This window comes from Agrobacterium sp. DKPNP3 (genome assembly GCF_052686535.1).
The window spans coordinates 56,749-69,228 of record NZ_JBQYSN010000009.1 but is presented as its reverse complement, the minus strand read 5'-3'; the positions used below and the strand labels follow the sequence as shown (position 1 = coordinate 69,228).

Annotated in this window: 11 protein-coding genes and 1 pseudogene; 3 read left to right on the top strand and 9 right to left on the bottom strand. The window is 58.1% G+C overall.

All coding sequences use genetic code 11. The features are described 5' to 3' along the window. Positions 1-4 precede the first annotated feature (4 nt). From ACUTJJ_RS04400 to ACUTJJ_RS04375, 6 genes and pseudogenes are all read right to left on the bottom strand, one after another. Entirely contained in the window at positions 5-1,051 is a 1,047-nt protein-coding gene (locus ACUTJJ_RS04400; protein ID WP_445541423.1) for an L-idonate 5-dehydrogenase, read from the bottom strand. A 71-nt stretch (positions 1,052-1,122) separates the two neighbouring features. After that, the gene (locus ACUTJJ_RS04395; protein ID WP_445541422.1) at positions 1,123-2,529 is read right to left on the bottom strand and encodes a TRAP transporter large permease; all 1,407 of its coding nucleotides are present in this window, start codon (positions 2,527-2,529) and stop codon (positions 1,123-1,125) included. A 4-nt stretch (positions 2,530-2,533) separates the two neighbouring features. Then, entirely contained in the window at positions 2,534-3,106 is a 573-nt protein-coding gene (locus ACUTJJ_RS04390; RefSeq protein ID WP_445541421.1) for a TRAP transporter small permease, read from the bottom strand. A 60-nt stretch (positions 3,107-3,166) separates the two neighbouring features. Then, positions 3,167-4,141, bottom strand: a pseudogene (locus tag ACUTJJ_RS04385) (sialic acid TRAP transporter substrate-binding protein SiaP). A 63-nt stretch (positions 4,142-4,204) separates the two neighbouring features. Further along, positions 4,205-4,921, bottom strand: coding sequence for a FadR/GntR family transcriptional regulator (locus ACUTJJ_RS04380; protein WP_144577805.1), 717 nt, complete (start codon positions 4,919-4,921; stop codon positions 4,205-4,207). Positions 4,922-5,058: 137 nt separating this feature from the next. After that, positions 5,059-5,745 (bottom strand): HAD family hydrolase, encoded by a 687-nt coding sequence (locus tag ACUTJJ_RS04375; protein WP_445541420.1) that lies wholly within the window; start codon positions 5,743-5,745, stop codon positions 5,059-5,061. Between the two features lie 406 nt (positions 5,746-6,151). Between ACUTJJ_RS04375 and minC the strand changes: the two genes are divergently transcribed. Genes minC through minE form a run of 3 tightly spaced genes read left to right on the top strand, consistent with a single transcriptional unit; the run spans position 6,152 to position 7,988 of the window. After that, positions 6,152-6,880 carry a septum site-determining protein MinC gene (gene minC / locus ACUTJJ_RS04370; protein WP_063949989.1) on the top strand — a complete coding sequence of 243 codons (729 nt, stop codon included), beginning with the start codon at positions 6,152-6,154 and terminating at the stop codon, positions 6,878-6,880. A 35-nt stretch (positions 6,881-6,915) separates the two neighbouring features. Next, a complete protein-coding gene (gene minD / locus ACUTJJ_RS04365) occupies positions 6,916-7,731 on the top strand; it encodes a septum site-determining protein MinD (RefSeq protein WP_004438810.1) in 816 nt (271 codons plus the stop codon). Continuing rightward, positions 7,728-7,988 carry a cell division topological specificity factor MinE gene (gene minE / locus ACUTJJ_RS04360; protein WP_063949988.1) on the top strand — a complete coding sequence of 87 codons (261 nt, stop codon included), beginning with the start codon at positions 7,728-7,730 and terminating at the stop codon, positions 7,986-7,988. The genes minD and minE overlap by 4 nt, the downstream gene beginning before the upstream one ends. Positions 7,989-8,035: 47 nt before the next feature. On the opposite strand, the gene ACUTJJ_RS04355 is transcribed toward minE, so the two are convergent. The 3 genes from ACUTJJ_RS04355 to ACUTJJ_RS04345 all read right to left on the bottom strand — a co-directional run bounded on the left by ACUTJJ_RS04355 (position 8,036) and on the right by ACUTJJ_RS04345 (position 12,252). Next, the gene (locus tag ACUTJJ_RS04355; protein ID WP_209090036.1) at positions 8,036-8,938 is read right to left on the bottom strand and encodes an amino acid ABC transporter substrate-binding protein; all 903 of its coding nucleotides are present in this window, start codon (positions 8,936-8,938) and stop codon (positions 8,036-8,038) included. Positions 8,939-9,010: 72 nt separating this feature from the next. Further along, entirely contained in the window at positions 9,011-9,904 is an 894-nt protein-coding gene (locus ACUTJJ_RS04350; protein WP_209090035.1) for an amino acid ABC transporter substrate-binding protein, read from the bottom strand. Positions 9,905-9,933: 29 nt separating this feature from the next. Next, positions 9,934-12,252, bottom strand: a complete 2,319-nt coding sequence (locus ACUTJJ_RS04345; protein WP_445541419.1) for an EAL domain-containing protein — start codon at positions 12,250-12,252, stop codon at positions 9,934-9,936. Positions 12,253-12,480: the final 228 nt, after the last annotated feature.

Genomic DNA, 12,480 nt, shown 5'->3' with positions numbered 1-12,480 from the left:
AATATCAGTCTGCGGAAAATGTCAGCTGCACCTTGCAGGCGGTGGAGCGGTCTCCGGCTTGCTCGAATGCCGCTTTTGCTTCGCCCAGCGGGAAGCTGTGGGAAATGATCGGCCGCACATCGATCCCGCGGCTTGAGATCAGCTCGGCGGCAATGGTGAATTCGTCGTGGAAACGCTGCGAGCCGCGCCAGACAATTTCTTTGCCAACCAATGCGTTGAGCGGGATGGTTAAGTCGCCGGTGACGCCCACCTGCACGATAGTGCCGCGTGGACGCACGCACGCAAAGGCGGTGCGAAGCGCAGGAGCTGCCGCCGAGCAGTCGAAGATGACGTCGAAGTATCCTTTACTCTCCTGATACGGCAGAAGGGCATGGGCATCTGTCGCAACGTTGATCGAACGATCAGCACCCATGGCCGGCGCGCGTTGCAAGGCTGCATCGGTAAGATCTGTGGCGACGATGACGCCGGCTCCCGCGTGGCGGGCAGCTGCGATGGTGAGAAGGCCAATAGGTCCCGCCCCGGTCACAAGCACCTTGGCCCCTCTGAGGTCGCCGGCCTGCGCCACGGCGTGCAGGCAGACGGCGAGCGGCTCGGTACAGGCGGCCTCGGCAGGCGAAGTCGCGTCTGAGAATGTCACGCATTGTTTTGCCGGAACCACCAGCCGGTCGCGGAACATGCCCTGCTCATGCGGCAGGCGCATGGCGCTGCCCATGAAGCGCATGTCGAGGCAATGGATGGGTTGGCCCTTCTGGCAGAACTGGCAGTGGCCGCAGGGCTGCGAGGGATTGACGGCGACGAGTTGGCCGATGGCGAGCCCGCTGACGCCTTCCCCCAGCGCCCGCACATGGCCGGATGCCTCATGCCCGCAGATAATCGGCTCGCGCACCCGGACCGGGCCGAAGCCGCCATCCTGATAATAATGAAGATCGGAGCCGCAGATGCCGCCCGCCGCCATGGCGAGCAGCACCTCGCCGGGGCCCGGCTCAGCAAGATCTTCTGTTTCGACGCGAATGTCTTTCTCGCCGTATAGACGTGCCACGCGTGTATGCATGACCATGCCCTCATGTCTCGATATGGAATGATGAACCCGCGCGGGAAATCGCGCGGGCAATAATGTTGACGTCAGCGGATCAGGCCCATCTCGGTCGGCAGCCATAGGGTGATTGCCGGAATGAAGGTGATCAGCAACAGTGCGACGAACAGAGGCACCAGCCATGGCAGGATTGCGACGGTCGTGCGTTCGACGGAGAGTTTCGCCACCCGCGAGAGCACGAACAGCACCATGCCGAGCGGCGGATGCAGCAGACCAATCATCAGGTTGAGGGTGATGATGAGGCCAAAATGCACCGGATCGATATGGAACTGCAGCACAAGCGGCAAAAGGATCGGCACGAGGATGGTGATGGCCGCAATCGTATCGAGGAAGCAGCCGACGAAGAGCATCAGCAGATTGACCAGCACGAGGAAAATCCACTTGCTGTCGGTGATCGTCAGGATCGCCGCCGACAGAAGCTGCGCTGCCTGGCTGACCGTCAGCAGCCATGCGAAAACCGAGGCAGCCGCGACGATGAAGAGCACCGAAGCGGTGGTTTCGATGGTGTCGAAGGTCGATTTCGCCAGCGTCTTGAAGGTCATCGTCCGATAGCGGACGAGGCCGAGGAACAGTGACCAGAGAACGGCCGCTACAGCCGCCTCCGTCGGCGTGAACCAGCCCATGGTCATGCCGCCGATCAGGATCACGGGTGTCATCAGCGCCATCACGGCGGAGAAGTCGAAATACCAGTCGCAGGCGAGCAGGATGACCAGCGCGATCAGGATCGACAGGTTGAGCGACAGGCCGAGCGCCGTGAGGATATAGATGCCGAGCGGCACCATCATCACCACGAAGACTTCGATCGATGCGCCGAAGATGGTTCTGAGACTGAACGGCGTATCGGAGCCCCAGCCCTTAATATAGGCGAACGCCGCGACCGTGATCATCATCAAAAGCGTCATGACGACGCCGGGCACGATGCCTGCCATGAACAATGCGCCGATCGAGACATTGGCCATCATGCCGTAGATGACGAAGGGCAGGGACGGCGGAAAGATCGGGCCGAGCGTTGCGGAGGCGGCGGTGACACCGACGGCGGCTTCGACGGGATAACCGTGGTCCTTCATGGCCTTGATTTCGATGGTGCCGATGCCGGCCGCATCGGCAAGTGCCGTGCCTGACATGCCGGAAAAGATAACCGAGCCGATAATGTTGACCTGGGCGAGACCGCCCTTCATCCAGCCGACGAGGGCGACGGCGAAGGAATAGATACGTCCTGTCACGCCTGCCGTATTCATCAGGTTACCGGCAAGGATGAAGAAGGGCACGGCGAGAAGCGGGAAGCTTTCCACACCCGCGATCAGGCGCTGCGCCGCGATGATATCAGGCGCGACATCGTAGATGATGATGTAGAGCAGCGAGGCCGAAGCCATGGAAATGGCGACGGGAAGGCCGATCAGCATCAGGAGAAGAAATGAACCGATAAGAAGCAGCATCTGATCAATCCTCCGCGCTCTGGAATTCTTCGGGCCGTTCCAGAACGGAATAACCGCGCCTCATATTGGCGACGAAGACCTGCACCGATCGGAAGAACATCAGAACGAAAGCGGCCAATACCGTGTAGAAAACGATATTGCGCGGCAGCGCAACGGTGACCATCTCCTCATCGGCAACGATTTCCAGATAACGCCACATCAGCCATGAGGTGTAGGCGAAGAAGAGAATGCGCAGCACGTCGACGAGGATCGACATGGCACGGGCGACCTGCGGCGGCACATAGTGATAAAGCACGTCCACCTGGATGTGGCGGGACATGCGCACGCACATGACCGAACCTAAGAAGACGACGCCGATCAGGCAGTTGACGGCGATTTCTTCCGTCCAGGCGTAGCTGTCGTTGAGCACGTAGCGGGTGAAGAACTGAAGGAACACGCAGCCTGTCATCAGCCAGAAGAGGCCGAGCGTGACCCAGTCCTCGAATGAATAGACCTTGAGATCGACCTCGGGCGGCGCCTCAACGAATGAATGGGCGAGCTCCTCAGGCGTGACCTGAGTATGGATTTCCTGCGACATTGAGATATCCCGTCTGGAGAGAAAGGGCGGTGCGGCAACCGGGCCGCACCGGATCTTGGCTCACTTGACGGCGCGAATGGCTTCCCAGTCGGCCTTGTCGTAACCGAAGTCTTCGAACTTCACTTTTTCGATGACGTTCTTCTCGAAGTCGGCCTTGTCGACTTCAGCGACGGTCAGGCCGCGCTTCTTGAACTCTTCAACCAGTCCTTTTTCGCGTTCATCAATGGTCTTGGTGGTCCGCTCGGCGGCCTGCTGCATGACCTCGGTGAAGATTTTCTTGTCTTCGTCTGACAGCTTGGACCACAGGTTCTTTGAGATCACCGTGTTGAGGTGGTCAACGATGTGGCCTGTCAGCACGATGTTCTTCTGCACTTCGAAGAACTTCTTAGCCTCGATGGTGGTCAACGGGTTTTCCTGCGCATCGACGGTGCCGTTCTGCAGTGCCAGATAGACTTCCGCAAATGCAATCGGCGTCGTGTTGGCGCCGCAGGCCCGTGGCATGGCCAGATAGGCCGGAACGTCGGGAACGCGCATTTTCAAGCCCGCCATGTCGGCGCAGGCGGCAATCGGCTTGTTGGATGTCGTGTGGCGCGTGCCGTAATAGCTGACGGCGGTGATGTGGTTGCCGGTCTTGTCTTCGTAACCCTTGGCGAGGCGCTTGAAGATATCGCTCTTGGTCTAGGCGATCAGATGGCTGGGATCGCGGAAGATATAAGGGAAGTAGGTCACGCCGATCGGCTTGTAGTCACGCGCCGCGAAGCTCGAACCGGAGATGATGATGTCAACCGTACCGATTTTGAGGCCCTGGTTGATATCGGCTTCCTTGCCAAGCTGCGAGGCCGGGAAGACATCGATCTTGTAGCGACCATCGCTGCGCTTGGCGATCTCTTCCGCAGCCCAGACCGAATCCGTATGGAACGGTTCGGAGGTCTCGTAAACATGGGCCCATTTCAGCGTGGTCTGTGCCTGCGCAGTTAGCGCGGATAGCAGGATGGCGGCGGTTGCGCCCATCAAAGTCGACAATCTGATTTTCATTCTTAACTCCTCCCGAATTAAAGCCAGATGTGCTGTTTTCTCCGTCGCCGGTGGTGGCAACGGTCAGTCTTCCCCGATTGCTTCCTCCCCGAAGCTCTCGGAAAATCTCTTCTGCGACAGTGTCAGGTGCTGCCGCATCGCCTCGCGGGCGCGCGCAGGGTCGTTTGCTGCAATGGCGTCGCGGATCACCCGGTGTTCCTGCACGGCGAGGTTCCAGGTGTGCGGACCTTCGAAATAGCTGGCAAGCTTTTCGAAAAAAGGGGAAAGGCTGCGCTCGTCGTAAATCAGGCCGGTGAAGCGATTGAGCGCGGAATTGCCGATGATATCGGCGATGGCAGTATGGAAGGCCCGGTCGAGATTAAGCGCCTGCGGAGAATTATCAAGCGCACCGGCCATGCGTTCAATAATATCGTCAATTTTGGCGATACAGTCCGGCGTAGCAAGCCGTGCGGCTTCCTCCGCAATCGCGCTCTCGATGATGCAGCGCGCCTGCAGGATTTCGAACGGACCATGCGCATCGGGCACCGGCGCTTTTTCCCGGGCCTGTCTTCCGGCAGAGCTAACGTAAACGCCCGACCCCATGCGGATATGGATGTGGCCTTCCACTTCAAGAACGATAAGCGCTTCCCGCACCGTGGGGCGTGATACGCCAAAGCGTTCCGCAAGGTCGCGTTCTGCCGGCAGGCGCTGACCTTCTGTCAGTTCTCCGCTTTCGATGAGCAAACGAATTTGTTCCGCGACCAGCCGATAAAGGCGGCGCGGCTCCAGAGCCACGAACATGATGTCCTCCCAGCGCGAAGGTCTCCCCCCGTTCGCGCAAGCGGTAAGATGGTCTTACCAATTTTATTAGGACGCATTTATGCCGGGCTGTCAATTAGCCGCTATTTAAAAGTCTGCTGTTATCCAGAAATGCCATATTAGTCTCTGCTACCCGTCAGCTTCAGCTTACCGTTCTCACCGATGACCACAGTTACCTCGCCATATCCGGCAATGGAAAGATGAGGGGTTTCTATCGGATGAGAGTGAGTGACGTTAATCACCACGACCGCAGCACCCATCCGCTCACCAGCCTCAATGCCTGCGGGCGCATCCTCGAAAACAACGCACATTTCCGGGGTAACACCCAGCCTGTCGGCGGCCTTTCGGTATCCTTCCGGATCGGGTTTGCCGTTGACCACGTCGTCGGCGCAGATCATGACGGCCGGAGGAGTGATGCCGGCCGCAGCAAGCCGTCGCTCGGCCAATTCCCGCACAGCCGAGGTCACGATGGCCCATTTATCTGCCGGTAAAGTCGCAAGAAATTCTGCAGCACCCGGTATCTGGATGATGCCATTCACATCGTCCATTTCCGCACGCAATATCATGTCCGCCTCAGCATCGACATCAAGGCCGGGAACTGCCTCGCGGCGGATCACCTCCGAGGCGCGCATGCCGTGAATACGCTGCAGGAAAGCATTCGGCTCGATGCCATTTACGATGGCCCATTCCCGCCAGACTCTCTCGACGACGGCTATCGAATTGACGAGCGTTCCATCCATGTCGAACAGGAAGGCCCCGAACTCTTGCGAAAATATCTCGTTCTGGAGCGGGACTTTGCAGTGCATCTTATTCTTCCGTTAAACTGTCGGGGCGGTCCGTGTCTATCTTATCCGGAGACGGAACGGAATCGGTTTTCGGTGAGGACGTCGATGAATGGATCAAGGGACGGTAGGCGGTGTTGTACCGGAATCGGACAGCCATGATTCTATTGGTGCGCGCTGCGGGCGCACCCCCGGTTCAAAACACGCCCAACATGACGCTACGTCAGCCTCCTGCAAGGATGAAAGGGCATCATAGGCGTTCGTGGGTATCAGAATGGTGTGTAATCAAAGGGATGACCAGGAATTCGAAAGTTCCCTGCGAAGGAATTCCCGGCGGAATTTTCTTAACGCTACCGCCCATTTAGGGTCCGCGTTAACCTTTTGTTAACCATATTCGAGGTACCTAATTGTCAACGATTTGTTTACCAAGATGACCAAAGTGCTAACAGACCAGCGTTCGATCCGTATCAAAGGCCGCTCTTTTCTCGCGGTCGTCCTTTCTCCCGAATCTCCGGTCGATCAGTGGCTTGAAAGGCTCGATGATCTGGCGGCGCGCTCGGCTGGCTTCTTCCTGTCGCGGCCGGTGGTCCTGGATGTGTCGGAGCTGGCGCTCGACAAGGCGGGGCTGAAAGAGCTGCTGGCGTCACTGCGCGAGCGCAATGTCGGCATCATGGGTATCGAGGGCGTTCGCCCGTCGATGATCGAGCCCGGCATGCCGCCATCGCTGAAGGGCGGGAAGCCTGCCTCCGATGTAGAGGTTGAGCCGGTCGCGGCCGCTGCCGAACTGCCGGAAGAAAAGCCGCACACGTCCGGCGAGGTCAGGGCTGTCGTCCAGTCGCTGGTCATCAACGAGCCAGTTCGCTCCGGCCAGTCGATCATGTTTCCTGAGGGCGACGTCACTGTCATCGGTTCGGTCGCTTCGGGGGCGGAAATCATCGCCGGCGGTTCGGTGCATATTTACGGGGCGCTGCGCGGCCGCGCCATGGCCGGTTCACTTGGCAACACCTCGGCGCGCATCTTCTGCCGCAAGCTCGAAGCGGAGCTCCTGGCCATCGATGGGGTCTACAAGGTGGCCGAGGACATTGACGACAAGCTGCGGGGCCAGCCGGTTCAGCTCTGGCTGGAAAACGATACGATCAAGGCCGCGAAACTCGGCTGATAACACAGAAACGAACAGGAACAGGAGAGAGCCATATGGGGAAGGTAGTCGTTGTTACTTCCGGCAAGGGCGGGGTTGGTAAGACCACCTCGACCGCAGCGCTTGGCGCCGCATTGGCGCAAAACAAAGAGAAGGTCGTGGTCGTCGATTTTGACGTCGGTCTGCGTAACCTCGATCTTGTCATGGGTGCCGAACGCCGCGTGGTCTACGATCTCGTCAACGTGATCCAGGGCGATGCCAAGCTGACGCAGGCGCTGATCCGCGACAAGCGCCTCGAGACGCTGTTCCTCCTGCCCGCCTCGCAGACGCGCGACAAGGATAACTTGACGCCGGAAGGTGTGGAATGGGTCATCAACGAGCTGAAGAAGCATTTTGACTGGGTGATCTGCGACAGTCCTGCTGGCATCGAGCGCGGTGCAACGCTTGCCATGCGCCATGCGGACGTCGCTGTCGTTGTCACAAATCCGGAAGTCTCCTCCGTGCGTGACAGCGACCGTATCATTGGCCTGCTCGATTCCAAGACGCTCAAGGCCGAACGCGGCGAGCGCATGGAAAAGCACCTTCTCATCACCCGTTATGACTCGGCCCGTGCGGAGCGGGGCGATATGCTGAAGGTTGACGACGTTCTCGAAATCCTGTCGATCCCGTTGATCGGCATCATTCCCGAGAGCTCGGATGTCCTGCGTGCTTCCAACGTCGGCGCGCCTGTGACGCTTGCGGATGCCCGGTGTGCGCCGGCGATGGCCTATTTTGACGCTGCCCGCCGCCTCTCTGGTGAGGATATTCCGGTGGTCATTCCGGGCGAGAAGCGTGGCATCTTCTCCAAGATCTTCGCAAGGAGGGCCGCATGAGTCTCTTCAATCTTTTCCGCAAACAAAAGTCGGCGCCGCTCGCGCGTGAGCGTCTGCAAGTGCTGCTCGCCCACGAGCGCGCATCGTCAGGCTCTGATCTTGTGGCTATCCTGCGGGAAGAAATTCTCGCGGTCATTGCCAAGCACGTGCAGATCGATGGTGACCGCGTGCATGTGAAGATGGACCGCGACGAGCATTTCTCGATTCTCGAGATCGATGTCGAAATTCCGCTGGGTGCCGACCTGCGTGCCGCCTGACAAGGATTCTGCGATGAAAGCCGCCCTTTCTCGGGCGGCTTTCGTTTTTATTCTGCCGTCGTATCAACCGGTCTTCTAAACGACTCCTTCAGGTCCCCGGGCAATGGGCGCTTGAGGTTGATCCCATCAGGTGCGATCGGCGCGTTGAACCACTTGTCGTAAATCGTCTCGATTTCGCCGCTGGCATAGATTTGTCCCAGCGCCTCGTTGACGGCATCCCTGAAGCCGGTGTCGCCGTGGCGGAGCATCAGGCCATAGGGCTGAGGCGGGGCAAGATATTCGTCGGAGATGACGTAATCATCAGGCCTGCCGGTTTCAGCGACGAAGGATCGCAAAAGTATATCGTCCATTACGAAAGCCGAGGCGCGATTTTCCGTCACCATATCGAAACTACCTTCCGTGCTGTCATTTTGCAGGACGGCGATGTTGAGGCCGAGCTTACGATTGAGCACGTTCAGCTGGCTGATATTGATGGTTCCTGTCGTCACCACCACCGTTCGCCCGGCAAGGTCAGCAACCGTTTTCAGACCGCTCGATTTCAGCGCCACGTAGCGCGTGCCGGTAATGAAATGACTGTAGGAAAACCATACCGCCTTTCGCCTCTCCTCCGTGTTCGTGCTCGCCACACACTCCATGTCCATCGTGCCGTCGTTCAGAAGCGTGATGCGATTGCTGGGGGTGCGCTTGACGAACTCCACCTTCAATTCCGGCAAACCCAGCCTTCTTTTGATGGAGTCAGCCACTCTGAGGCACAGCTCAATGCTGTAGCCGATCGGCTCCGTCCCCGTTCCCAGATAGGAAAAGGGCAGGTTGCGGTCGGCATAACCGAGCTTAATGGTGCCGGTTCTGGCGATCGTCTCAAGCGTCGGCGGCTGGGTATTGTCGCTGGCCGCGCGGGCGGGCAGAAGACTGAAGAAAAATAACAAAAGCCATAATGTCGATCTCAGCATCGCTCATCTCCAGCTAAAATAATCCGTCAAAATATTGTTGTTAAAATCATTGCGGCCAACCACTCCGGGCTCTTAATCCCGGTATTCGCTTGGATCTTCATAGGCCCGCCTCAACGACGCGGCCATCGGCAGGTTCAGGTTCATGCCGTTCGGAGGAATGGGTTTCGCGAACCATTTCTCGTAGAGGCCGTGAATATCCGGCCCGGTGAAGATGTGCCTGAGGCTTTCATTGACTGCCGCCTTGAAGGCCGGATCGTTGCGCCGGAAGACGAGACCGTATGGTTCAGGCGCGCTCAGCGTTTCCTCCGACAGCGCATAAAGCTCGGGTTTCTGCGATGTCGCTGCAAGTGCCGCGAGCAATATGCCGTCCATTACAAATGCGGAGGCCTTTCCGGCGACGACCAGTTCAAAAGCCTCCTCGTTCGTTTTTGTCGGCATGACCGAGATATTGAGGTTCTTCGCCCGGTTCACCGCGTTCAGCTGCTCGATATTGACGGTGCCGGAGGCTGATGTGACAGACCGTCCTGCAAGATCGTCCAGGCTTTGCAGATTGTCCTCCTTGCGGGAGAGAAACTGTGTCGCGGTCATGAAATTGGGGTAGGAGAAATCGACCATCTTGCGGCGTTCGCTGTTATTGGTCGTCGCCGCACATTCGATATCGATCTGGCCACTGCGAACGAGGATAAATCGGGTCGCCGGCGTCGCCTTGACGAACTCCAGCTCGATCTTGTCGAGCTTCAGCTTCTTTCTGATGTCCTCGCTAATGATCCGACAGAGATCAGTCGAGAAACCGGTGACCTCGCCGTCGGGCAGCAGGTACGAAAAGGGCGGCTCCGCCTCACGATACCCGATGCGGATTTTTGCTGTTTTGGCAATTCGCTGCAGGGTATCGATGTCGTCGGCGGCCTGGACGGGCGGGATGGGGATAAAGCATGTGAGTAAAAGGCAAAATACTGGCAGACGCATTTTATGTCCTTTGGCCTGTGGCCGGTTTCTCAAATCGCTTTCTGTGTTGGGCAAAAGGTATCCGTCGCCGCCGGACCAAAAACATCCGGTCCGCTTCTTACGATTGGAGGGATAGTGCCTCGGTTTTTCAGAATGTGGGCAAGCGGGGCGGGCTCGGCGAAATAGTAGCCCTGCGCCTCGTCGCACCCGACGCGCCTCAGGACGTCGATCTGCTCACTGTTTTCCACGCCTTCGGCTGTGACTTTGAGACCGATCTGCTCCGCCATATCGATGACGGTGTTGACGATGGCTGAGCACATCGGATTGTCGGGCAGACCCGAGACGAATTCCCTGTCGATCTTGATCTTGTCGAAGGCCACATGGGTCAATGTGCTGAGCCCGGCATAACCGGTACCAAAGTCATCGAGTACCAGACGAACGCCTCTCTCTTTCAGCATGTTCAGCACGCGCGTGCTGCTGTCGCGCTCCAGCATGGCGGTTTCAGTGACTTCGAGTTCAAGCCGCCCAGCCGGCAAGCCGGACGCCTCGAGTGCCTGATCGACGATAGGGACGATATCGTCGTTATAGAGCTGAACGGCCGATAGGTTGACGGCAAGCCTGACATCTTTCGGCCAGCTCATTGCATCCATGCAGGCCTGAGCGAGAACCCACTCGCCCAGCGGTTTGATGAAGTTGTTCTCCTCCGCAAGCGCTATGAAACGGTCGGGCGCAATAAGTCCGAGCTTGCCGTGGTGCCAACGGGCCAATGCCTCGTAGGCGACGATGCGGCCACTCTCAAGATTGACCACGGGTTGATAGTGCAGCTCGAATTCCCTGTTTTCCAGCGCGGACTTCATGTCGATTTCAAGCGCATGCTTGTGCTGCGCTGCCATGTCCATGCCCGGCTCATAGAAGACGAAATAGCCGCAACCCATTGACTTCGCGCGATACAGACCGAGATCGGCATGTTGCAGAAGCTGCGTGGCGGATGTGCCGTGACCGGGGGCGCAGGCAATGCCGATGCTGGTATCGATGCTGATCGTGCTGTCTTCAAGGCTGAAACTACGCGAGACCGCGTGAACCACCCGGGCCGCGAGCATTGCGGCATCACTTTCGCAGTCGCCTTTCGGTGTCTGGATGATCGCAAATTCATCGCCGCCGAGACGGCTTACCAAGTCATTTTCACCAAGGACGGCGGAAATTCGTGACGCGACCGCGACGAGCAGGGCATCGCCGGCGGCGTGTCCAAGCGTGTCGTTGACGGCCTTGAAGCGGTCGAGGTCGAGCAGCATGACGTTGAACGGCTGGCCGGAGGCCGAAAGATGGTCAAGACGGTTTTCCAGCGTCTTCATCAATAGCACGCGATTTGGCAGGCCGGTCAGCGCATCGTGATGAGCCATGTGCTCCAATTGCTGCGCCATGTCACGTATCTGCCGCAGGCGTCCGCGTTCCAGAACCGCCTCACGCAGGGTCTCGACGGCGCGTGCCATATCGCCGATCTCATCCCGCCGTCTCTGAAAAGGCGTAACGACATCAGTTTCCTCACGGGCAATTCTCAGCGTCGCCTGGACCAGCGCCGGGACCGGCTTCAGGAAATGCCGTGCGATAACGGTCACAACGATGCCGGTGACGGTCAGCACCACGATGAGCGCGGCAAGAGAGTTGTAGATCAACTTGCGCTGCGCGCCGTAAAGCGCATCTGAAGCACCAATGCTGACGGCGACGGCGCCGATCGGCTTTTTCGTTTCCGTGCTGATGATTGGCAGCAGGCCGATATAATGACTCGAGTCGCCAATGGTCGCAAAGCCGGTAGAAAATCGTGCCGCAACCGCGTCACGGGAAAAGATCGGGTCGGTCGCAAGCGGCTTTTCGTCGTCATCGGTGGCGTTATCAAAGGCTGCTACGATCTGCCTGAAACCGGAATCGTCTTCGTCGTAACGGAACAGCCAGACGGCATTTTTGGTTTGTGCTCCGATAAGCGCCAGAACATCGCTGGGGTTGAAACCGGTAACGAGAATGGAGTCATCATCACCGATCGGTTTGTCGGTCAAAATGCCATTGACCTGTCCATCCGCGTCGGCGGTCACGCTGACATAGGTATAGATGCTGCGAAGCGTTGCGCTGGCGATCTGTGAGTTGACGCGGGCTTGATTGAGCCATTGCTCGCTGGCGGCGGCCACGAACATGTACCAGCCGACGAGTGCGCCGATGCTGTAGGAAAAGATCACGCCGCCCAGAAAAATCAGGATAATCTTGCTGGCAAGCGAACGCCGCCGCGAAAACCGGCCTGTTTCCGGCTGTGTCGGTGAGCGAAGCGTGCGGCCCGATTCAACCTGTCTATCCGTCCCGCGATAGGCAGTCTCTTCCATTCGCGATAGTCCCCCGCGATGTCGCGTTATAATTGTTATTTGGAATTTTATAGGGCATGCGTTTCATCGATGTCTGCTAAATAATTCAACAAAGTTTAGAGGCGATTAAGAATTAATCCGTCTTTTTATAGTCGTCGCTTATATATAAATCGCGTGATGCACACTGCAGGTTGAAGAAATCGTGCCTCTTTAACGCGTTGAAGCGCAAAGTCGACCAAGCTCCCGGTG